At 36.5% G+C, this 22715-nt stretch carries 18 protein-coding genes and 3 pseudogenes; 9 read left to right on the top strand and 12 right to left on the bottom strand.

Translation table 11 applies throughout. The annotated features are described in order from the left end of the window. Nucleotides 1–84: DUF6671 family protein (locus CY0110_RS31580; RefSeq protein ID WP_332306413.1), on the top strand; the 84-nt coding region annotated here is incomplete at its 5' end. Between the two features lie 124 nt (nucleotides 85–208). On the opposite strand, the gene CY0110_RS24185 is transcribed toward CY0110_RS31580, so the two are convergent. The 4 genes and pseudogenes from CY0110_RS24185 to CY0110_RS24165 all read right to left on the bottom strand — a co-directional run. Then, nucleotides 209–1177 (bottom strand): glycosyltransferase family 2 protein, encoded by a 969-nt coding sequence (locus tag CY0110_RS24185; protein WP_008278239.1) that lies wholly within the window; start codon nucleotides 1175–1177, stop codon nucleotides 209–211. Between the two features lie 125 nt (nucleotides 1178–1302). Then, nucleotides 1303–3087, bottom strand: a complete 1785-nt coding sequence (locus CY0110_RS24180) for an ArnT family glycosyltransferase (RefSeq protein ID WP_232285803.1) — start codon at nucleotides 3085–3087, stop codon at nucleotides 1303–1305. 222 nt (nucleotides 3088–3309) lie between these two features. Next, the gene (locus tag CY0110_RS24175; RefSeq protein WP_008278237.1) at nucleotides 3310–4575 is read right to left on the bottom strand and encodes an efflux RND transporter periplasmic adaptor subunit; all 1266 of its coding nucleotides are present in this window, start codon (nucleotides 4573–4575) and stop codon (nucleotides 3310–3312) included. Nucleotides 4576–5376: 801 nt separating this feature from the next. Further along, nucleotides 5377–5883 (bottom strand): annotated as a pseudogene (locus CY0110_RS24165) (ISL3 family transposase); the annotation flags it as partial. Between the two features lie 50 nt (nucleotides 5884–5933). Between CY0110_RS24165 and CY0110_RS31730 the strand changes: the two are divergent. Next, on the top strand, nucleotides 5934–6401 hold the full coding sequence (locus tag CY0110_RS31730; RefSeq protein WP_456297543.1) for a golvesin C-terminal-like domain-containing protein: 468 nt from the start codon (nucleotides 5934–5936) through the stop codon (nucleotides 6399–6401). Nucleotides 6402–6485: 84 nt separating this feature from the next. Next, the gene (locus CY0110_RS24150) at nucleotides 6486–7664 is read left to right on the top strand and encodes a GNAT family N-acetyltransferase (RefSeq protein ID WP_008278231.1); all 1179 of its coding nucleotides are present in this window, start codon (nucleotides 6486–6488) and stop codon (nucleotides 7662–7664) included. A 49-nt stretch (nucleotides 7665–7713) separates the two neighbouring features. On the opposite strand, the gene CY0110_RS24145 is transcribed toward CY0110_RS24150, so the two are convergent. Both CY0110_RS24145 and CY0110_RS24140 read right to left on the bottom strand, forming a co-directional pair. After that, complete coding sequence (locus CY0110_RS24145; RefSeq protein ID WP_008278229.1) at nucleotides 7714–10704, bottom strand: RtcB family protein; 2991 nt, start codon at nucleotides 10702–10704, stop codon at nucleotides 7714–7716. A gap of 87 nt (nucleotides 10705–10791) precedes the next feature. Then, entirely contained in the window at nucleotides 10792–12042 is a 1251-nt protein-coding gene (locus tag CY0110_RS24140; protein WP_008278228.1) for a vWA domain-containing protein, read from the bottom strand. Between the two features lie 134 nt (nucleotides 12043–12176). On the opposite strand from CY0110_RS24140, the gene CY0110_RS24135 reads away from it, so the two are divergent. Beyond that, the gene (locus tag CY0110_RS24135; RefSeq protein WP_008278227.1) at nucleotides 12177–12386 is read left to right on the top strand and encodes a type II toxin-antitoxin system HicB family antitoxin; all 210 of its coding nucleotides are present in this window, start codon (nucleotides 12177–12179) and stop codon (nucleotides 12384–12386) included. A 92-nt stretch (nucleotides 12387–12478) separates the two neighbouring features. Here the strand turns inward: CY0110_RS24135 and CY0110_RS31185 are convergent. Both CY0110_RS31185 and CY0110_RS30150 read right to left on the bottom strand, forming a co-directional pair. Next, nucleotides 12479–12718 (bottom strand): annotated as a pseudogene (locus CY0110_RS31185) (IS5/IS1182 family transposase); the annotation flags it as partial. A 34-nt stretch (nucleotides 12719–12752) separates the two neighbouring features. Next, nucleotides 12753–12848, bottom strand: a pseudogene (locus CY0110_RS30150) (bacitracin ABC transporter ATP-binding protein); the annotation flags it as partial. A gap of 126 nt (nucleotides 12849–12974) precedes the next feature. Between CY0110_RS30150 and CY0110_RS24130 the strand changes: the two are divergent. Together CY0110_RS24130 and CY0110_RS24125 are read left to right on the top strand one after the other, a co-directional pair. Further along, nucleotides 12975–13208 (top strand): hypothetical protein, encoded by a 234-nt coding sequence (locus CY0110_RS24130; RefSeq protein ID WP_008278225.1) that lies wholly within the window; start codon nucleotides 12975–12977, stop codon nucleotides 13206–13208. Then, nucleotides 13201–13458, top strand: coding sequence for a type II toxin-antitoxin system RelE family toxin (locus tag CY0110_RS24125; protein ID WP_008278224.1), 258 nt, complete (start codon nucleotides 13201–13203; stop codon nucleotides 13456–13458). Before CY0110_RS24130 ends, CY0110_RS24125 begins: the two co-directional genes overlap by 8 nt. A 78-nt stretch (nucleotides 13459–13536) precedes the next feature. Here the strand turns inward: CY0110_RS24125 and CY0110_RS24120 are convergent, their stop codons facing one another. The 4 genes from CY0110_RS24120 to CY0110_RS24105 all read right to left on the bottom strand — a co-directional run bounded on the left by CY0110_RS24120 (nucleotide 13537) and on the right by CY0110_RS24105 (nucleotide 18878). Next, nucleotides 13537–14337, bottom strand: a complete 801-nt coding sequence (locus CY0110_RS24120; RefSeq protein WP_232285804.1) for a nitrate ABC transporter ATP-binding protein — start codon at nucleotides 14335–14337, stop codon at nucleotides 13537–13539. Nucleotides 14338–14452: 115 nt separating this feature from the next. Beyond that, nucleotides 14453–16462: an ABC transporter ATP-binding/substrate-binding protein gene (locus CY0110_RS24115; protein WP_008278222.1), complete on the bottom strand. Its 2010-nt coding sequence runs from the start codon at nucleotides 16460–16462 to the stop codon at nucleotides 14453–14455. Between the two features lie 173 nt (nucleotides 16463–16635). Continuing rightward, nucleotides 16636–17478, bottom strand: a complete 843-nt coding sequence (gene ntrB, locus CY0110_RS24110) for a nitrate ABC transporter permease (protein ID WP_008278221.1) — start codon at nucleotides 17476–17478, stop codon at nucleotides 16636–16638. Nucleotides 17479–17519: 41 nt separating this feature from the next. Next, the gene (locus CY0110_RS24105; protein WP_008278220.1) at nucleotides 17520–18878 is read right to left on the bottom strand and encodes a CmpA/NrtA family ABC transporter substrate-binding protein; all 1359 of its coding nucleotides are present in this window, start codon (nucleotides 18876–18878) and stop codon (nucleotides 17520–17522) included. Nucleotides 18879–19420: 542 nt separating this feature from the next. On the opposite strand from CY0110_RS24105, the gene CY0110_RS24100 reads away from it, so the two are divergent. The 3 genes from CY0110_RS24100 to CY0110_RS24090 all read left to right on the top strand — a co-directional run bounded on the left by CY0110_RS24100 (nucleotide 19421) and on the right by CY0110_RS24090 (nucleotide 22586). Beyond that, nucleotides 19421–20986: an NAD(P)H-quinone oxidoreductase subunit N gene (locus tag CY0110_RS24100; RefSeq protein ID WP_008278219.1), complete on the top strand. Its 1566-nt coding sequence runs from the start codon at nucleotides 19421–19423 to the stop codon at nucleotides 20984–20986. A gap of 80 nt (nucleotides 20987–21066) precedes the next feature. Next, nucleotides 21067–22134: an acyltransferase family protein gene (locus CY0110_RS24095; RefSeq protein ID WP_008278218.1), complete on the top strand. Its 1068-nt coding sequence runs from the start codon at nucleotides 21067–21069 to the stop codon at nucleotides 22132–22134. Between the two features lie 62 nt (nucleotides 22135–22196). Beyond that, nucleotides 22197–22586, top strand: coding sequence for an MAPEG family protein (locus tag CY0110_RS24090; protein ID WP_008278217.1), 390 nt, complete (start codon nucleotides 22197–22199; stop codon nucleotides 22584–22586). Nucleotides 22587–22715: the final 129 nt, after the last annotated feature.

The raw sequence follows: 22715 nt of genomic DNA, 5'->3' as shown, positions 1-22715 counted from the left end.
AAATGTAATCATCAAGAAACTAAGGATTTTCCTAATAACGTCAAATATGCTGATCCAATGTATTGTAATTATTGTAATCCTTAAGATTATAGGGAGACAAACATTTTAAGTTAAGGGTTTAACTAACTTCAAAACGGTACAATTAAGTCTATTTTAAATAACTCCCGCATCTTTTAGTGCGAGGAGGATATGAATTTTACCTACTTACTTAACGCTTACTTGGTGACTGAAAGCCTCCAACTTCAGCTAAGGTATAAAGGGGTCTTCCTTTAACTTCTTCGTAAATACGTCCAATGTATTCTCCTAAAATACCAAGACACACAAGTTGCACAGATCCGAGAAAGAAAATAGCAATCATAATCGTAGCAAATCCTGTCAGGGTAGATTCTGGATCATGTAATCGCCAGTAAAGTACCAAAAATGCCATTATTAAGGCAAATAAAGCAGAAAGTAAGCCTAAATAACTGGATAATCTTAAAGGAACCCTTGAAAACGAAATTAAACTATTCAATACCAAAGAAAAAGACTTATGGAAAGTGTATTTCACTTCTCCAGCAAAGCGAGGATCTCGCTCAAATTTGACAGCAGTTTGCCGAAAACCAATCCAAGCTCTTAGACCTCTAATATAACGATTTCTTTCTGGCATGGCATTAAGACAATCTACCACCTGCCGATCCATTAAACAAAAATCTCCTGTATCCGACGGAATATTAACATCAGCCAATCTTTTAAGAAGACGGTAAAATAAATAAGCACTAAATCGTTTAAACCAACCTTCTTGTTTTCGTTTAATCCGTTGAGCATAGACAACTTGGTAACCCTGTTTCCATGAGTCAATCATCTCAGGGATTAACTCAGGTGGATCTTGCAAATCAGCATCAAGAATGATTATCACTTGATCCCTAGCGAAATTAAGTCCAGCAGTTACGGCAGTTTGATGTCCAAAATTACGAGCAAAACTAAGATAACACACCCTGGAATCTTGTTGGTGTAGTTCTCGTATCATTTTCAGAGAACTATCCTTACTGCCATCGTTGACTAAAATTAATTCTGTTTGATCATCAAGATCGTCTATAATCTTGCTGATGCGACGGTAGAGTTGGGGAATGGTTTCTTCTTCATTATAGATAGGGATAATAAAGGAGTATTTAGGGGATTCAGAAGTAATATTTAGCACTATCCACAGAGTCTCTCAGTTAAGTATAGAATTTCAAGTTTGATTGTATCGAGTAATTGCCCATTGGGGAGAGAGTTATCGCTAAAAAAGTTATTTTTGATCTGATTTTTAGTTAGCTTACCACCCTAATTTTTGGGCAAAAGTAATTTAACTGAGGAGTTTGACCAATTTTCAATAAATAATTGGTTCTCTAACTTCATTTCTTTAATCGGTTCATCTTTACTTGATCTTATGGCAATCAATGCACAATAATTAAACTGATTATGAGGAGCTTGATTCATTAATTTAGCAGAGTAATTGTCGGGACTAACCACATGAGAAAAGTGATAATCTTTTTGAGAGTTTCCCTGTGTAATTAAAACCCACAGTGGGTATTCCCAGATTTTTCCAGTATATTTTGTATCCCATCCTAAAGAGAGTCCAATATTGGAACATTCTTGTTGATTAATTATCTGTGCTATCTCATTATAAGGCTCTTTAATTTGTTGTCTGGCTATAAAATAAATATCATTTCTAGGCATTGTTAAAATACTTTTTTCTCCCACAAGAGAACGAAGGTTATTATTAAATAACCAAGGAAGACAAGTAACAATCAAAATAAAAGCTAATATTTTTAATGGGATTGGTTTGATAATTTGAGAATAACATAAGCCAACAACTGGCGAAAAAAGAATAAAAAATGGAAGATGATGACGAACCGAATAGGGTTGAACTTTCAAAAGAAGACTAAACAGCAGAAAAGAACTCATTAAAACAACTAAATAGGTTAAACTTATTTTATTAACTCGTAGTTTTTTATTGAAAATGAAAGCGAAAATAGCAAAAAAAATCAACATCAAATGCAAGGGATTAACTGCTACATCTTCATTGAAAGAAACCCCAGGTACTCTAAAAGTATAACCTGGCATAGTGATTCGAGGATCGCTAGGATCAAGGTTTAGTATGTGTTGATGAATCAGATAAATAAGTTTTTCAACTTTGCCGGTTATGGGGGTGAGAAATCCCTCTAAATGCAAGTATCGAATAATATCACTATGAAAACTTAATTGTCTAATAACTGTTGAAATTAAGGTTGGTAAACTATAAATCTCATTTTGATTTTCTTCTCGATAATCGGCTGCAGAAATAGGAGAATTAAAAACTTCAAAATTTCTTGAATAATGGGCAATATTAAATAATAATCCTATTAAAAAAATTACCAATAGATATTGATGAAATTTCCATTTTTTTTTCTTCCATAACCACAGACTTGACCAGACAAGAAATGGAAAACTCAAAAAATAGGCCGAACTCTTAGTCAATAAAGCAAGTCCAAAACTAGCTCCAATCGCAAAAATAACTGACCAATAAATAACTTTATGAGAAACTAGAGCTAAAGTATAATAGGCTAAACAAACAATAAATAAGGCAACAACATAATCATTTTGAGTGCTAGAACCTTGTAAAATTCCCATAGGTAAAGTTGCACAAAATACTGATGCTAATAATTGTCCTTCTTGTTTTGCTCCTAATTGTTTTGCAATTAAAGAAACACCAATAATACTACTCACCATCGCAAACCACTGTATTAAATTAGCAAAGCGATCGCTGCCACTTAAAATTTGTAAGTGCATAATGCCAATTTCTGCTAAAGGAGGATGAACTAATTGAGCAGAATAATAGGTTGGATAATGAGCAAGATTTTGGTTTTGTATCCAGTGCATTACTCTTGACATATGATATGTCATGGAGTCCCAGTTATTAGGTGGGGCGATAATACCAATCAATCCTACTAATATAATAATCACCAAAATTCCTCCTAAAAGAAGCCAAGAAAGCTTTGTGATTCTTGGAAAGTTTAAAGGAGGAAAGACTGGCTGTTTTTTAGATATTTTGCGATAGCAAGATGCCCCCAAGATGAGATTAGTCATTATCCAAAAACTTATAATCATTGGATAATTAATCCCATTAATTAAGCTTAAAATTTCGCTAGAAAGAGCGATTAGACTACTTATAGTTATAACAGCCGATAAATAAGATATACGCCAATCTATATCTGGCTTATACCAAAGGAAGAAAAGTAATAATAATGTGATTAGAGGAAAAATAGCTAAGATATTCATCTTTTTTTTTAATGACTTTATCTTACCTGATTAATCAGATAAAATACTTAATTTCACAGACTGATTATCCTTCAAAGCATCACTACTCCTAGATACATAGCGTTCCCCTGGACGCAAACCCCCTAAAACCTCCACCTGGCCATCAATTCGTTCCCCTAACCTCACCATTCTCTCTGTCACCATTGCATTCTTCTTGTCTCCTCTGACTACAAATACCGTTCCTCTTTCTCCTGTTGTTGCATTTCCAGACGTTTGTAAAGCAGTTTCAGGAATAATAACTGGTTGGGAACCTGTTTGACCAAAACTAACCCTTGCTAACAATCCACTGCTGATTTTCTGCTCAGGATTAGCTAAAATAACCTCAATAGGAACCTGCCGACTGGTGGGATCGGCTGCAGGGGAAATATTACTCACTCGTCCTACGAAACTATCACGGGGAAACGCATCTAAACGCACCCTTACCGACTGACCAGAGCGAATATTAGCTAAATCCAACTCGGAAACGGGAACCACCACCTTAACCTGACTAAAGTCCCCTAAACGCAGAATTTCACTACCCGGTTGTACTAAATTTCCCGTTTCTATCACCCGTTGCAACACATAGCCAGTGATGGGAGAATTAAGACGAGTATAGGATAATCTTTCTTGTTCTTGTTGAATTAAGGATTGTTGGGCAATAACGCGCCCTTTTGCTGCTTCTACGGCAGACTGACGTACACTAACCTCAGATCGTGCCGATGATAGGGTTTGCTGTGCGGTAAGATAGGCTGTACGAGCTAACTCGACTTCTCGTAAAGCGATCGCCCCTTCTTCATATAATTCTTGTAATCGATCTACGTCGTTTTTCGCTTGTTCTAATTGAACTTTTGCCGACGCTACCGCAGAAATAGCTGATTTAACCTCTCCTTGGGCGCTGATTACCTCAGAATTCAAGGTTGCTAACTCTGCTTCTGCTTTACCTACTTGTGCTTGTAATAAACTATCATCTAACTGGGCTAACAATTGCCCTTGAGTAACGCGATCGCCTACATCTACAGTTAACCTTAATAACTGTCCTTCTACTTGCGATCGCAAGGCAACAGTTTGCACGGGTTGGGTGGTTCCAATATATTCAATGGCATCACGGATAGAGTCGGTACGGGCGATCGCCACATCAACGGATGGTATTCTTTCTTCAAAATTGACGGTTTCTTCTTCTTTTGCCTCGCTATCAGAGACAAATTTACAGCCAACTGACCCTAACATTAAAATACTGGCTAATATTAATGCAGCTTGAATGCGCTTTTTAATAACCATACAGTTTGTTGTGGTTGTAATATTCCCTGATTCCTTATAGCTTAACAAATCTTTGTATTTAGTTATTCAAAACAAGTACAGAGTAGGGTGGACAATGCCCACCTTAGATTGATGTTATATTCTTTTCTGGTATTGATATAGAGTAAAAATAGAAAAAACCGATTTTTGATAGATATTTTTTTGGAGTTTAATGTCTAGGTTTAGGTTCATAACCAGTATAGCTTCGTTCATCATAAAATTCTTGTCGAAAAACTTTAACGTCATCAGGGTTGTCATCAATATTATCTATATTTTTAAAAAATTTATAGGCTATATTTTGAAGTCTTAAAGCCTTTAAAATTTGTTTGTGATTATCTCGATACATTCCAGAAGTATCATAAATTGTTACACTGTGGTAGGATTGCGGAAATTGACTATCATGGTTTTCCTCTAGCTGAAATAATTGGCCATCATTATAATAGTTAAACTAAGCTAGGCTGTCACCAGCCCGACTCGTCTTCAGAACCGTGCGTGCGATTGTCGGGTAAGAGAGCATACGTCGCCGTATCTCCCTCCCCTAAGAACCGTACTTGACACTCTTCGCATCATCCGGCTCCTCTGTAAATAGGCTTTTGTTATGAGTACCGTTGACCAGTGTAGGTAAGCCATTCGTCCATTCCCATTTAGACCGTTCAAAATGAGAATTGAATTCTTTCTGGGTTTTATTCCATACTTTCTGGCTCTTATAAGACTTGATGTGTTTTAAGTCCTTCCTGGTTTTGATGTCATGGCAATCGTACCTGTGGTGATAAGTACGGCTTATTAAAACAAGCAAGTTAACAGTTTTTCTCTCATAGTATTGAAATCTTTAAACCCATAACTTTGACGAAGAATTAGTTTTATTTTATTATTTAATCCTTCCATAACACCACTGGTAGTTCGACTAACAAAATAATGACAAATTTCTTGTATATATTTGTTGATAGTATTAGCCACTTGACCTAGCATGATACGAGCATAAATCAACCATTTTTTAAATCTTCTCAAGCCCATTTTCACCGTTTTACTGGTTTCATATATTTCTCTAAACTCTTCTTTTAATTCATACGCTATTCCTAAGCAAGGAGACTGATAAAAAAGGTGGAGAAGTTCGTTTTTTTCTTCTAGAGTTAAATCCACGCCGTTTTTGAGAAGTAAACAGCGATTCTTTAAGCCTTTAAATCCTAGTAAAAGACGGATAGTATTCAGAGCTTTATTAACTAATTTCATAGCATGAAATCTATCAATTACTATCAAAGCATTGGGGAAAACTTCTTTGATTACTTTCTTGGTGCAAATTTAAAAGAACTTTTAGCAATCAAACTTCTGAAATCAGGTATATCCGAGAAATTATTTTTGGTAAGAGAAGTCAAGGTTTTGGGGGTAATGTCCGTTTTAGTGCGCTGGGAACCGGTGTAGATAAAGCAACTTGGCTGTTTGATGATTTAATATCAGGAAACTACAAAGTATATGCAACTTGGACTCAACATTCTAACCGCGCGAGTGATGCACCCTTTACGGTGAAAAATGGACAAGGTGATACACTTTTAGGGGTAGATATGAATCAAAAAATAGACCCTGATGACCTTATTGATGGTGGTACTGCTTGGGAAGCGTTAGGAGAAGTTCAGGTGACAGATGATAGTTTAATGGTTGATTTATCTGATAATGCTAATGGTTATGTGATTGCTGATGCCATACGCATTGAACCAGTAGGAGTTAGTGTTATGTCTCAATCTTTTGTTCAAATAAGTGATTCTTCATCTTCTGAGAATGCTTTTGTCCCTGCCAATGTAGCAGTGATTTAAAGGGGATTTTGTACAGGTTAATCAGTATTAGCTACTACAATAACTTAATTAAGTACCTAGAAAAAATAAAATTTTGATTAAACAATGAATACTAACTTTACTTATAAATCCCTAGAAACTCCTCAAGAAGCTAAAGAATTAGGAGCAATTCTCGGTCAATGTTTTACCGGTTTTCCAGAAGATCAATGGGAAAAATATCATGAAAGTATTGGGGTGGATAACTTCCGTATCCTTTGTCAAGGTAAAACAGTAATCGGAGGATTAGCCATTTATTTAATGGGTCAATATTTTGGCGGTCAATCTATTCAGATGGCTGGTATTGCTGCGGTGGGAATTGCCCCAGAATATCGAGGGAAAAAAGCAGCAACGACTCTAATGAGTGAACTAATTAAAGAACTTTATGACAAAAATATTCCCCTTTCTACTTTGTATCCTGCAACTCAAAAATTATATCGTGGAGTGGGTTATGAACAAGGTGGTATTCATTGTCAATGGGAAATTCCTTTGAGTAATCTTTCGGTTAATAATCGTGTTCTACCTATCGAAAAAATAGAAAAATTTGTACCTGATGATTTTCAGGAATTGTATCAAGAACAAGCTAAACGAAATAATGGTTATCTAGACCGTTCTTTATCCATTTGGAAAAATATTTTCAATAGTGAGGAAGGAAAAATTTATGCTTATTTGATTGGAGAAAAAGATAATCGACAAGGTTATTTGATTTATCAGCAAGTTACAATTAATGGTCAAGTTTGTTTAAAAGTTAAAGATTGGGTTGCTTTAAATTCTTTAGCAATGCAACGGTTATGGACTTTAATTAGTGATCATCGTTCTCAAGTTGGTAAATGTCAGTGGAAAGGGTCATTTTATGACTACAAAATGCTATTATTACCCGAACAAATTGGAAAAATTATTAATCAAGATATTTGGTTTACTAGAATTATTGATGTGATCAAAGCGTTAGAAATGCGCCCTTATCCTAGTCAAATAGAAACAGAATTAAGTTTTGCTATTGAAGATAGTTTGATTTCTCAAAATTGTTCTAACTTTAAACTACAAATATCAGAAGGAAAAGGAAAAGTAATCAAATCAGAAATAGCAGATATTACACTAAATATTCAAAGTTTAGCGTCTTTATACACAGGATTTTTAACCGCTAAACAATTACATTATTGTGGAAAATTAAAAGCAAATGACAACAATTTAGATAGTTTAGAGCAAGTTTTTACCTTACCTAGTCCTAGTTTACCTGATTTCTTTTAACCTTTTTTAAAGTAAGGTGGGCATTGCCCACCTTACTTTAGTATTAGCATTACCCTTTGACACATAACACCTGCTTCAAAGTCGCTACAACTTCCACTAAATCAGATTGTTGATTAATGACTTTTTCAATGGGTTTATATGCGCCAGGAATTTCATCTAAAACTCCTCGATCTTTGCGACATTCTACCCCTTCAGTTTGGGTAATTAAATCATCAAGGGTAAATTGTTTTTTAGCTTGAGTTCGAGACATTAAACGCCCTGCCCCGTGGGAACAATTATGGACTAAAACGGGAGTATAAAATTCAGTGAAAACAATATAGTTATGGTTGTCTTCAACAGTAAAATTATAAACTTCAGTTTCTTCAACTGTTTCAATGGAAAAAACTCGATTCATAGTTAGGGTTTTATCTAATGATTCTCCTTTAAAGTTATGAACACTCACCATTTTTTCTTGTTTGGCCATTGTGGTGAGATTCTCACATTTTGATTCACCACCTATCATGGTTTTTCCTAATAAAAGCTTATCAGAATAAAAGCGTTTTGGCGGCTCTTGAATCTGTAATCTTTTACAAATTTCACGTAATTTGTTTATGATGGTATTATCTCTAAATTCAATGACATAATGCTCACGATTTCGATAAACTTTATAGGCAATTCCTAAACTCAAAAAAGCACAGACTAAAGGAGAAAACATCTTATTTTTACCAATACTGATAGAAATAGTATGACGGTTATAACTACCATCTCCATCTAAATAACCTGCTAAAAATTGCAAGGCTAACCAAGGATTAGTCAACAAAATATTAGATAAGTTAGGGAGAATATTGTTAACTCTATTCACAAAATCTAAGTCACTAATAGTTAACTCAATCAAACCTGTTCCTTGAATTATTCGATCTTGTAAATTACTCTTTCGTGGGGGACTGATTCTTACAGAAACCTTGTCGCTATAAATTTTTAGTAAGGTTTCTACATGATTAATAAACTCTTGTTTTTCGGGTTTATTTGCTTGGAAAATGCGGACATAAGACTGTAAATATTTTCCTCCTCGTGGCCGTTGATTAATATCTGGTGCATTTGCTCGTTTATTGAGATGAATGGTTCCATCAGATAAAATAACTCCTAACAGATAATAAAAATTGCAATCTTGTTCTTCAAAAGTTAAGTTTGAAGGTAAAGAGATTTGCGTCGGAACAATAACCCCGCTCTGATTATTAGCAATTGTTTCGATGGAATCATAAACTAATTCACCTCGTTTGTAAGTAGCAAAAGGATGATTTGGTGTGCAGCAAATTGTATTTTCTAAACGTCTTCTCGTTTGAGATAGAGAGTATTGATTAACCAAGGCATTGCGGACACTTTTATCAATAATTTTTTTAGGGATAAATGTTTGAGATTCTTGGTCGTAAGAAATCAATTTAACAGTTGTTAAAGAGTTAAAAACATCTTCAATGTTCATCAATCCTTTCTCTGTCAAAATTAATGTTTTTGCAGGAAAACAAGAGCAATAACTATCATGGTTTCCTTTCCCTTTTACAATGTAAGATTTTGCTCCCATTGAACCAGGAATAATACCATAATCTTCTTCTCTTGCTCTCACTGCACCTTTACGGGTTACATACACTTCTTTATCAAAATGTAGCTCCTTTTCAGCATAATTATGATGACAATTTACTGATAATAAAGGTTTTTTTGGTTTACCTCCTGCTAAATGTTTATCAATGATTTGTTTAAACCGTTGCATCATCACATCTCGATTAAAACGGGCATAATTTTGCGCCCATTGTAAGTCATGCCAATAAGCAGCAAATTCATCAGTTCCTGCTACAAAATAAGCTAAATCTGGATCAGGTAAGGAAAGACTAGCTAACTTTGCTAACTCTTTGGCTGTACCGATATGACATTGTGCTAACTTATTTCCAATATGACGAGAACCGGAATGTAACATTAACCAAATTTGGTCTTCTGTGTCTAAACAAACCTCAATAAAATGATTACCACCGCCTAATGATCCCATTTGTTTTAAGGCTTTTGATTCTAACTTTTGGACTCCTTTATGTAAGTCTTTGAAGTTACGCCAATTTTGCCAATTGGTTACCATTCTATCCCCTTCTTTGTTTTGTTCAAACCCCACGGGAATAGTCGCTTCAATTTCTGAGCGAATTTGCTTTAATTTTCCTTCTAATTGATCAGCTTGATAAGGGGTTTTAATGGCAGCCATCCCACAATTATGAACAAACACTCCTGCACTGAGAGCAAAATTGTTATATTCTGGTACAGTCAAACAATAAACGTCTTCTGTAACAGATAAAGGGATTACTGAAACTACTTTATGATTATAACCATGTTGATATTTTCGATGGTTATGGATCGTTTTTGTGCTTTTAATGGTATTAGTTTGGATCAAGTTTAAACTTTTTTTGTTAATACCAGACTTAGTAATAATTTCATTAACTTTTTGCCATCTTTCTGAATAATTTTGTTTAATTAAAGTATAGCCATCTTTATCTGTTTTAGAATAAAAAGGCATTAAGGAAGTCCCTGCTTTAAGACCACAAGCTTCTATATAGTTACCATCTCTCAACATAAATTGATGATCAGGAGTGCATTTAATTTCTTCGCCATTATCAAGAATTACCTTAATTAGAGGAGCATTTTTACGAGTTTTTCTGGCGATCGCTTCACTAGCAACAATACGACCAGTTGGGGTACAAGCATAAATATAAATGGCTTGTTTTTCTTCTGCTAGTTGTTGGATAGGGTAAGATTTTCCATCTACCAAAGGAATTAAAGTATCTCCCGTAAAACAACCAATATCTACCCCCACAGCAGCAGGAATAACTGCGTCTTCTGTGGCAATAACGGAACCGACTAACGCCCCTTTTCCTAAATGTACATCCGGCATTAAAGCAACGTGCTTATACACAAACGGTAAAGAAGCCACATTTTTAGCCATCTTCATTTCCGCTGAGTCTAAATCATGATCAGCCCAGGATAATACGGGTTTTTCTGTACTAATTTTTAAAGGTTCGTAAGGCATAGATTTTTACTTTAACAATGACGCACTACAATTATACTACATAATACATAAAAAATCTTGTTTTTTCACAAGTCATAAATTAAATGGTCACTGTTGATCATTTTGCAAAACAGTCTTAGACACTATACGAGTTTTCTTGCGTTGCGCTTCGGTGAGTTCTTCCCCTGCTTGTAGCTGGGTGGCGTTGCTTTGTAGTACGGTGGCTGCGCTGTTATCTCCTAATTGTAGGGCGGTTTTCGCTGCGGTTTGTAGGAGGGTGGCTGCCCCTTGGCGATCGCCTTGATTGAGTTTAGCTTCGGCTAATTGGGTTTGACGGTATTTGGCTAAGGTTAAGATAGATTTTTGTACGTTACTATCTACTTTAGGTTCATATACCCCTTGAACTTCTACGGTTAGGGGAATTTTCTCTGATAATAAAGCAGTTTGAGAAAGGGACGGATCATCGTAACGAACTTGTACCGTGCCGATAGTATGATTTCCGGGGGTTAATTGACTCAAATAGAGGTTAACTAGAATTACCCGTGCATTATCGGTCATTAAGTCCCCCAAACGAATAATATAGGTGTTTCCTTCTCGTTGGGCGTTTAATTCGACGGTTTCGGGTTCTACTTGAGCCACGGGTTTAAAGTCGGCTAAGCGAACTTCTGGAACAAATTCTAAGCAGAGATAAGCATTAGTTAACCCCACGGACTGGATACGGGTAAACAGACGAATAAACTCAGTTATCGCTTGTTCTGGTTGTTCAATGTAACAGAGAGTTCCCCCCACTGCATCAGCGATGCTTTCTAAAACGTCTTGATTCCAATGATTACCAAACCCTAGGGTATTAAGAGTAATATTGTATTCTGCGGCCACTTGAGCCAATTTTAAACAGCGTTCGTTGTCACCGTGTTCGTTTTCCCCATCGGTGAGTAAAAAGATTTGAGAAACGCGATCATCTTTCCCTAAAGCGACTTCTTTGATACCCAGTTTCATTCCTTCATCGATGCAGGTTCCCCCAGCCGGTTCGAGACGTTGGATCTGTTGATTAACGGTTTTGATGTCGTCTATGGGTTGGTTCGGGACAATAACCTTTGCTTTATGATCGAAAGCCACCACTGAGAGGCGATCGCCAGATCCGAGACTTTCGACTAAACGTATAGCTGCTTCTTTGACGGTTTTTATCGGTTTGCCCGTCATGGAGCCACTATGGTCTAAAATTAAACCTAGGTTTAAGGGTAAGGTGCGATCGCTGCTTTCGCTAACAGCAGAAAGGGATATGGCAACTTGTCTTTGAGTGTTGCTTTGATTAGCATCAATATGACTATCGTTTAAGGCACTTTTTAATTGAACTTTCATAATTAACTATTCACTTTATTGCTTATTTTTGATCGACGATCTTTTCCTAATTATACCTAATCATAAGGGATGTTTGACTATTTATAATATGCTAGTGTTAAGATAATTGTTAATAGTTTAATTTTAAAATACCTATGATTATTAGAGCAGTTTTAGAGTGGGATGATGAAGTAAAAGCTTTTTCGGCAACTTGTCCCGAATTAAATTATATTTCTTCTTGTGGGGATACTAAAGAAGAAGCTATAGCTAATCTAAAAGAAGCGATTCAGTTGCTTTTAGAACCGATTCCTGAGCATTTAGTTAACACTGACAAAAAGTTTGATACAGTTGAAGTTGTTATTTAGGATAGCTGTAAATTATGCCAAAAACGCCTCGTTTAACAGCTAGAGAAGTGATCAAGCAACTGAAACAATCGGGTTTTGTGGAGGTTTCACAAACGTTGTTGATAAACTTTATTCACCGTTTCTAGAAGATTTTTTTCTCTTTTACTTAAATTGTCTACTTTAGCACCAAGTGAGTTTAACTTTTCTATATGGAGAAGATTCCTTTTAATATATCTCAGTTGGTTTTTGAGACACTCTCTTCTTTCTTTTTTCGTTGGACGACGGTTTTTAGCTATTCTTAAATACTCTTTTCTCGCTGATTCACGGTAAGTTCTTGGCTTTTTTAAAAGTTTTCCTCACTCATGCAAATAATGCTTAAATTACTAATTAGGCTGCATCATCATCATGAGCAAATCTGTTATAAAGGAAATCTAAAGCATAGTTGCGAAGATCGTAGTATTGGGGATCTTCCATAATGTGATCGCACTAAACAAAATTTCTAGAATTTGTTTGGTTTTATTTCTTAACTCAATCTACAAGATACTCTTCTGAGCATTATAAGTATAATATGATAATATTAAAATACTTTTTATTTTATGAACTTGGTTTATGTCAAAGGTTAAAAATCTTAAAAAATCCCTTGGTGAATATATGGATCAGTTATCTGAACCTAACTTAGAACTTGTCTATGAATTCATGTCTAATTTAGCAGAAAAAGAAAGAGAGGAAGCAACCGCAGAATTGTTGGAAATTCCTGATTTATTAGACGATATTAAGTTAGCTAAGCAAGATATTGAGCAGGGAGAATTGACAGATTGGCGAGACGTTAGAACTGATGTATAAGGTTGTCTTAACCAGAAAAGCCAAGGCTTTTTATGCTAATGCTGATAAAGTATTGGCTAGAAAAATAGCAAAAAGTTTTGATATTTTAGAACAAACGCCTTACCAACATCCTAATATTAAATTTCTTAAGGGTGAGTTAAAAGGATATTATCGTTATCGCGTCGGAGACTATCGTATTATTTATGAAATTGATGATCAGATCATTCAAGTAATTGTTATTAAAATTGCTCACCGAAGTCAGGTTTATTAGTAAAGAATTGAAAATAAGTAAAAAAAGGTGCGTCAAAAACGCACCCTAAACTCATGCAAATAAAACTTAAATTACTAATTAGGCTGCATCATCATCATGAGCAAATCTGTTATAAAGGAAATCTAAAGCATAGTTGCGAAGATCATAGTATTGAGGATCTTCCATAATGCGATCGCGATCTCTTGGTCTTGGAAAAGGAATATTCATGATTTCCCCAATATTAGCAGCCGGTCCATTGGTCATCATAACAAGACGATCAGCGAGGAATAACGCCTCATCAATATCATGGGTAATCATTAACACCGTACAACGATGATCATTCCAAATTTTTAGCAATTCTTCTTGTAATTCTTCTTTTGTAATCGCATCTAACGCACCAAAAGGCTCATCTAAAATTAACACTTCGGGACGAATAGCCAAAGCTCGTGCGATAGAAACCCGTTGTTTCATCCCTCCTGATATTTGGGTCGGTTTTTTGTTCTCTGCTTCCGTTAAACCCACCATGGCCAAGTGATCTCGGACAATGGATCGTTTTTCGGCTTCTCGTTTGTTAGGATGCACTGCATCCACTGCTAAATAGACGTTTTCAAACACCGTTAACCAGGGTAATAAGGCATAATTTTGGAACACCACCATACGATCAGGCCCTGGTTTTTTGACGGGTTTACCATTAACTAAAACCGATCCTTGTGAGGGTGTAGCAAACCCTGACACCATATTTAAAAGGGTTGATTTTCCACAACCAGAATGGCCAATAACACAGAGAAATTCTCCTTCTTGAACGGTTAAATTAACATCTTGTAAAACCGTATAAGGTCCTTTGGGAGTGGGATAAACTTTGCTGACGTTTTCAATAACAACCGAAAGATTATTATTCATAGATGGTTGAGGTTTTAGGTTAAGGATTTTTGGATTTTTAGATTTGATCGTGTGCATAATTTTCTCCGTATTATTTAGGGTGGGTAATGCCCACCAATAATTGAAATTACTAAGATTAAGCTGCAACTGGAACAGGAGTTTTAACCCCATCAAGATGAACTTCTGCCATCGTAAAGTTCTGTTTAATGGCTAATTCATTGAGATAATTAACGGGATCTTCTGCATCAAAAGTGATACCATCAAACAACTTAATGGGTTCCCGACGGTATTTAATATCAATCATTCCTAACTCCCTGGCTGCGGTACTAAATACACTAACCCGACACACCCGTTCTAAAATTTCCACCCAGTTACGAGGAAACGGAATATGACCCCATCTAGCCATTTGTGTCATCATCCATAAATGTTCGGTCCGACTAGGTCGGTTCATTCCTTCCCCAAAGAACATATGATGAGCGTATTCGACCAATTTTTCCACATTGCAGGTATAGTTTTTCGGGTCTCCTAACTGAATATATTCGGGGTCGGTACTAAGGTATTTACGACTGGCTAATAATTGACGGATCTCTTCATGGTTAGCCGGATCAGCGCAATATTGACACCCTTCTAAAATGGCTTTAACCAGGGCAATATGACTATTCGGATGGGTATTAGCCCAATTTTCCCTGACTCCTAACACTTTACCCGGATGACCCTGCCAAATTTCTAAATCTGTGGCTACAGTAAACCCTACCCCTTCAGTGGCAGCCCTAATATTCCAGGGTTCCCCCACACAGTACCCGTCAATTGTTCCGGCTTTGAGATCCGCTACCATTTGGGCTGGGGGAATGGTTTCTAATTGTACATCCTGATCCGGATCGATGCCTCCAGCAGCGAACCAATAACGTAATAAGAGGTTGTGCATAGAAGAAGGATGAACCATGCCGAAAATATGGCGTTTTTCGGTGGATTCGAGTAACATTCGTCTTAATTCGTTGACGTTAGTTACCCCTTGTTCATAAAACGACTGGGCCAAAGTGATGCCGTTGCCATTACGAGTCATGGTTAAAGCAGTAACAACAGGTAAAGGTTGATCTTGGTGTCCTCCGGCAGTTAACCAGGTGGGCATTCCGGCGGGCATTTGCGCCCCGTCTAAGTAGCCCCCTGCGATCCCATCCACAACCCCTCGCCAACTGCTTTCACGGACTAAATTCACCTCATCTAGACCATGTTTAGCAAAGAATCCCCGTTCTTGGGCGACAACTAAGGGGGCGCAAGCGGTGAGGGGAACAAAGCCTATTTCTAGGTTAACTTTTTCAAGGCCATGACGGGCGATCGCATCTGTCTTTTTAGCCCGCAATTTTTTGATCCGTTTCTGTTGGTTCAAAAAGTAAATAATCTCACTACGAAGACTATAGTAACTGGGATGGTTGACGACTTCCATACGTTTACGGGGTCGAGGAATATCTACGTCTAAAATACCCCCAATATTTGACCCTGGTCCGTTGGTTAACATGACAATTCTATCTGAGAGCAAAACAGCTTCATCTACGTCATGAGTCACCATAACAGAAGTGATTTGATACTGTTCACAAATCCGCATTAATTGTTCTTGTAAATTGCCTCTAGTTAAGGCATCTAATGCTCCAAACGGTTCATCAAGTAATAATAGTTTAGGTCGAATAGAAAGGGCGCGAGCAATAGCAACTCGTTGTTTCATTCCCCCTGATAATTGTTTGGGATATTTATCAACAGCATGGCGTAAACCTACTAAATCAATGTGTTTTTCAATGATTTCTTTCCGTTCTTTAGCTGGATAACCGGCCATAACTTCATCAACGGCCAGGGCAATATTTTGATAGACAGTTAACCAAGGTAATAGAGAATAATTTTGGAAAATGACCATTTTATCTGGCCCTGGTTTTTTCACTTTTTGCCCTTCTAGGGTAACAATGCCTTCTGTGGGTAAATCTAAACCTGCGATCATATTTAATAGAGTTGATTTACCACAACCAGAGTGACCAATTAAAGAAATAAATTCTCCTTTTTTAATTTCTAAATCAATGCCTTTAAGGGCAACATATTCCCCACCACCACTTAAGGGAAAAACTTTATCAATACTATCGGCTGCAACAAAAACACCCATGATTTTAACCTCGGTTGTTAATAGTAGGAAAAGATATTTTAGTGAGGAGTTCAGAAGTATAAGAGTTTAGGAGGAATGATATAATTAACGGTCAATTATCTCCCTACTCCCTACTCCCTACTCCCTCCTCCCCTGCTCTCAGTGTTAGCAAACTTTGAGTAATTTCTAACAACTTACTCCCCTGGTGCAATCACTTTTTGTAAGTAAGCAATACCTCTATCAAGTAATAGTCCAACTGCCCCGATGTACACCACTGCCAAGATAATTTCACTGATATAGTTTTGTTGGTAAGCATCCCAAATAAAGAAGCCAATACCTACAATACCAGACATAACAATTTCTGCTGCAATAATGGCTAACCAAGCTAAACCGATCGCAATTCTTAATCCTGTGAAAATGTAAGGTAAAGCAGAGGGAAGCAATATCTTGAAAAAGAATTTTCGGTTAGATAATTGTAAGACTTGCTGCACGTTGATATAGTCTTGAGGAATTTGTTTTACGCCTTCTGTAGTATTAATTAAAATTGGCCACACCGCAGTGATAAAAATGACGAAAATAGCAGCCGGTTGGTTTTGCTGTAGGGCAACCAAAGCAATAGGAACCCAAGCTAAAGGTGCAACCATTCTTAAAAATTGAAAGAGAGGATCTAAGGCTTTATTAATTAAGGGTTGAGTCCCCACTAAAATACCCACACTAATACCTACAATTGCAGCTAAGGAATACCCTTGAGCAACCCGTCCTAAACTGGCTAGAGTTTGCCAAAATAACCCCTTATCTAAACCACCGCGATCGTAAAAAGGATACATTAATAAAGTACGGGTTCGATCATCAGTCCATAAACTACTGGGAGGGGGTAATTTAATCAGACCAGTCATTGAAATAAACTGCCAAACTATCAAAAATCCTAATATTCCAACGATGGGAGGTATTATTTCTACTTTGTTTTTATCCCAAAATATTAACAATTGATTTTTATTTTTTCTTTGGCTTTGACGAATTCTAGTTGTAGTAGTCATTATTTTTGTCTCCTATTTATAAATAAAAATTTTTGACTCAATTAAACTTGTTTAATCGCAAGACTATTTAGGTAAGCTTGTGGATTTTGAGGATCAAATGTAACCCCATCAAAGAAGGTTTCAACTCCTCTAGAGGTACTAGCAGGAATATCTGCTGTAAACCCAGCTTCTGTAGCAGCTTCTCTCCAAATATCCTCGCGGTTAACCTTATCGATAATTTTTTGAGCCGTATCAAGATCCGATATTTGATCTTTATGAAAACCCCATCGTAATGTTTCAGTTAAGAACCAAAGATCGTGACTCTTGTAAGGATAAGATACGTTACCTTTGCCATCTTTCCAATATAAGGGTCCCATATTTATATCCTTAACTTCTGCTTTGCCATCTCCCATTTTGTAGTTACCTTTGTAGGGAGCATCTAAAATATCAACAGGGACATTAAAGTAGTTTCTTCCAGCTAATATCTTAACTGCAGTAGCTCGATTATTGTTTTCATCAATCCATTGTTGTGCTTCCATTAATCCCTTTAATAAGGCTTTCGTAGCTTTAGGATTTTTATCAACCCAGTCGGCACGAATAGCCAAGTATTCTTCAGGATGAAATTGCCAAATTTGTGAGGTTAAACCGGCCATATAACCAATATCTTCGGCAATAATTCGATAAGGCCAAGGATCACCTGTACTGAATGCGTCCATGGTTCCATTACGCATTCCTTGTACTGTCTCAGCAGGAGGAACAGCGAGTAAATCAATGTCAGTATCAGGATCTACACCTCCAGCAGCAAACCAGTAACGAATCCAGAAATCTTGGTTAACATTTGGAAAAGTATGGGCAGCTTTGAACTTTCTTCCGTTAGTGGAGGGGAAACTTTTAATATAGTCTGCTGCTTGAGATATGTCTAAGGTGACTCCTTTCCCTTCATGGATAGGTGCAACAGCAATCCCATTTCCTTGGGTATTTAACTGTGCTAAAACATACATAGGCACTTTGCGCCCGTTGGTAATGATGCCCTCGGTAATCAAGTGAGGCATGGGCATTTGCCACTGTCCCCCATCAATACCCCCACCTTCAGAACCAATGGTAACGTTATCCCTAGCAGAAGCCCAGTTAGCTTGTTTGGACAATTCTACGTCCGTCATGCCATATTTAGCGAAAAATCCCTGTTCCTTGGCGACAACCAAGGCTGCAGCCTCTACAATAGGAATATAGCCCAATTTAATTGCTGTGGTTTCTGGTTGCATCTCTGGGCTGAGATTTGCTGCCTGTTGGCTGCTTGATGCGTTATTACCGCCAGGTTCGGGAGGATTCCCTGCACATCCTTTTAATAATATTGCACCTGCAGCCGATAAAGCAGAAGTACGTAAAAACTTGCGACGGGTGACGGGAGAAAAGTTGGACATAAAAGCCTCCTGCTGCCTATGATCTCGACAGACAAAATCGTGATAATTAAAGTTAATAAAAAATAAAAAAAGCTTATCCCTGAAAGAAAGACAGCACTTCAATAAGTGAATTTGATAGCTGTTATTATCTGAGCTTTTTAATTAGTTAACTGAGTCGGTTGGTTAACTTGATAAATCAGTTTAGCATCTTTGTTTTTAAAAAACTTATGTTTAATCTAGCCAAGTATAAAAAATTTTTAATTAAGCTGATAAGTATAGATTATTTATTATTTTGAGTTAATCTTAAATAGATATTTTTCTATCTTTAAGTCTCTGGGCAAAAGACAAGAGGTAACAGTTTTTGATTGATTCAATCATTATTTAAGGTTCTTGAGCAAAATTGTTTAACGTTGAATAGTGTGATCACCATCTTAAAAACTAGCCCGAATCGGTCAGCGTCCCTTATGATCCAAGAGGACGATTATCTGATCACATTAACGATACCGTCTTTTATGCTTAATGTAATGGTGTCTTTTTGCGAAAACTTTGTTACTAACTAACTTATGGACTTTTCTAGCAACATTGCCAGTCAACTAAACGCTGGAACAATTCTACCCGAAGGAATTGTAATCATTACCTTAATGGTGGTTCTCATCGGGGATCTCATTGGGGGACGTAACGCCAGAAGCTGGCTACCCTATGGGGCGATCGCGGGTTTATTGGCTTCGATCGCTGCCCTTTATACTGCTTGGGATAGCCCTTCAACCATCGGCTTTCTCGGGGCATTTAATGGGGATAATTTAAGTATTGTCTTCCGAGGGATTATTGCCTTATCGACTGTGGTTACCATCTTAATGTCGATCCGCTACGTAGAACAAACAGGCACCTCTTTAGCGGAATTCATCGCTATCATGTTAACGGCTACATTGGGGGGAATGTTCCTCTCCGGGGCCAATGAGTTGGTGATGATTTTCGTCTCGTTGGAGATGTTAAGTATCTCATCCTATTTAATGACAGGATACATGAAGCGAGATCCTCGTTCCAATGAAGCAGCCTTGAAATATCTCTTGATCGGGGCTTCGAGTTCGGCTATTTTCCTCTATGGTAGTTCCCTATTATACGGATTATCGGGGGGAGAAACCACCTTAGATACGATTTCAACCAAAATTTTAGCTAGTGATAGTAGTTCTTCTTTGGGACTGGCGATCGCCTTAGTATTCGTCATTGCAGGTATTGCCTTTAAAATTTCGGCGGTTCCTTTCCATCAATGGACACCGGATGTTTATGAGGGTTCTCCAACTCCTGTGGTAGCGTTTCTTTCGGTGGGATCAAAAGCAGCCGGTTTTGCTTTGGCTATTCGCTTATTGGTGACGGCTTTTTCGTCTATTGTGGATGAATGGCATTTGATCTTTACTGCTTTGGCTATCTTGAGTATGGTTTTGGGTAATGTGGTAGCTTTGGCCCAAACCAGTATGAAACGGATGTTAGCCTATTCTTCTATTGGTCAAGCCGGCTTTGTAATGATTGGTTTAACCGCCGGAACCAATGCCGGATACTCTAGTATGGTGTTTTACTTATTAGTGTATTTGTTCATGAATTTGGGGGCGTTTAGTGGGGTCATTCTTTTCTCTCTACGCACTGGAACGGATCAAATTAGTGAATATGCAGGACTTTATCAAAAAGATCCTTTATTAACGTTAGGATTAAGTCTGTGTTTATTGTCTTTGGGTGGTATTCCTCCGTTAGCTGGATTTTTTGGCAAAATTTATCTTTTCTGGGCTGGTTGGCAAGCGGGACTTTACGGACTGGTATTATTAGCTTTAGTGGCCAGTGTTGTCTCGATTTACTATTACATTCGTGTGGTTAAAATGATGGTGGTTAAAGAACCTCACGAAATGTCTGATTCTGTGAAAAACTACCCTGAAATTCGCTGGAATTTACAAGGAATGCGTCCTTTGCAGGTGGGTTTAGTGTTATCAGTTATTGCCACATCTTTAGCAGGGATTTTATCGAATCCACTGTTTAGTTTGGCTAATGATTCTGTTACCAGTACCCCTATTTTACAATCCACCATTGTTAATACTCGTATTTCTCAAGGGGAAATTCCTTCTTCTAACATTAACCCATAATTGTAAGTTGGGTGGGCTTTGTCCACCTAACAAAAATCTTTATTTACTAAGGTCTTTCGGGATAACTCTTTGATGAATTGATGACAGTTACTTATCAAATATCAAGCTCTAAAAAATATATTAAAAAATTAGATTATATTCGCGGTTTTGCTGCTTTCTATGTTCTAATTTATCATATATTTGCTTTGACCGATTTTATGCCAGAAATAGTAGAAAATCTCTTTTTTTCTTTTGGACAAGAAGCAGTCATTTTATTTTTTCTTCTCAGTGGTTTTGTTATTTATCTGTCTGTCTATCCCAAAACTGATCTCACCTTTCATTATTATTTCATTAGGCGATTTCGGCGCATTTACTTTCCTTTAATTGTTGCCTTGTTTTTATCTGTATTTTTAGCTATTTTAAATCAGCAATTTATTCAAAAGTTTTCTTGGTCTGAACTGCTAGGTAACTTATTAATGTTACAGGATTTTTCCGCTAAACCAGGAATTTTAGTTAGACCTTTTTTAGCTAATTATCCTCTGTGGAGTTTATCCTATGAATGGTGGTTTTATCTATTGTTTTTCCCTTTTTACAAAAGTATTCTTTTTCAATTAAACAACCGTATTTATTTTGTTTTTATTGTTTCTTTTATCTCTTACGTAATTTACATTATTTATCCTAATGCCATTGCTTTATATCTAGCGTATTTCATTATTTGGTGGTGTGGAGTCGAAGCAGCGGACATTTACCTAAAACAGCAACGATTTACTGTTAGAAGTATGAAACCTATTCTTATTTGTTTGTTTTTAATGTCAATCATTAGCTTTATCCCAGTTATATCAATAAGTACGATTAGATTAGGTTATTATCCTTTTCTAAATTTTAGACATTTTGCTAGTGCTTTTCTTGCCATCTTAGCTGGTTTAATTTGGTATGTTAATAAGTTACGTTATTTTGATTCTATTTTAGGATTTTTTTATATAATCTCTCCTATTTCTTATGGAATTTATATTTTACACTATCCTATTTTAGCTCAATTACATTTACATAAATATGGTTTAAATCTTCATATAAGCTTAGAGTACACTTTAAAATTATTACTCATTTTTTCCCTTGCTTACTTAGTAGAAATTAAATTACAACCAATGGTGAATCGTTGGCTAAAATAATCAGTTAAAGAAATGCAAAACTATGGTAAAATAATAAGAAATTAAGTAATGACTAAAATAAGATGGAAATCTATCCTAGTTTAGTAACTGTTATTGCCTTAGCAGTCTATTTTGCTATTACTGCAAATGTGGGTCGCAATAGGATGAAATACAAGGTACTTCCTCCTGCAACCACAGGTGATCCTAACTTTGAAAGAGCTTTAAGGGTTCAACAAAATACATTAGAACAGATGGTATTTTTCTTACCTTTATTATGGTTATTTTGTTTTTATATTGACCCTATTTGGGGATCAGCTATTGGAGGATTTTGGATTATTGGCCGTATTTTATACGCCGTGGGATATTATCAAGCTGCTGAAAAGAGAATGATTGGTTTTGCTATTAGTTCTTTAAGTAGTTTAACTTTATTTGTGGGTTCTATTATTGGTATGATTTTAGTATTAATTCAATAATTTCCAAGAAAATTATAGAAAACAAACATCTTTGATAAAAAGTAAGGTGTTTGTTTTTTTGTATACTATAATAAAATAGGTTTATAGTTTAAAAAGATGCAACCTTTATTTATTGTTTTAGAAGGAATT

It is taken from the genome of Crocosphaera chwakensis CCY0110 (genome assembly GCF_000169335.1).
Taxonomy (GTDB): domain Bacteria; phylum Cyanobacteriota; class Cyanobacteriia; order Cyanobacteriales; family Microcystaceae; genus Crocosphaera; species Crocosphaera chwakensis.
The sequence above is the reverse complement of the archived record's forward strand: the minus strand, read 5'-3'. Positions and strand labels throughout refer to the sequence as shown.